This window comes from Arthrobacter sp. Dra40 (assembly GCF_059091905.1).
This window is the reverse complement of record NZ_JBNHHB010000598.1, coordinates 1-304: the sequence shown is the minus strand read 5'-3', so window position 1 is coordinate 304 and position 304 is coordinate 1. Positions and strand designations below refer to the sequence as shown.

Below are 304 nucleotides of genomic sequence, written 5' to 3'. Positions count from 1 at the left end.
GTGGACCCCACGACGACGTCTGGAACCGGGTGTCGGACGAAGCCAACGGTCATGGCACTGCCCCATCCGGGACGTAGGTTTCCCGGTTCAGTACGTCGCGTTCACGCCGCCCGGGCAGCCGACTCCGGTTGGAGCCCATAGCTGGTCCCGTCACGGAGCATGGCCCAGAGGACGTTGAGCCGGCGGCGGGCCAGCGAGAGGACGGAGTGGATGTGGGTCTTGCCTTCGGCGCGTTTGCGGTCGTAGTAGGTCCGGGAGGCGTTGGAGCTTCTAAGGCTGGACATGGCGGCCATGTAGCAGGCCC

1 pseudogene is annotated in these 304 nt (G+C 66.8%); it reads right to left on the bottom strand.

The annotated features are described in order from the left end of the window. Positions 1–101 precede the first annotated feature (101 nt). Positions 102–304 (bottom strand): annotated as a pseudogene (locus AC5RWT_RS38170) (IS110 family transposase); the annotation flags it as partial.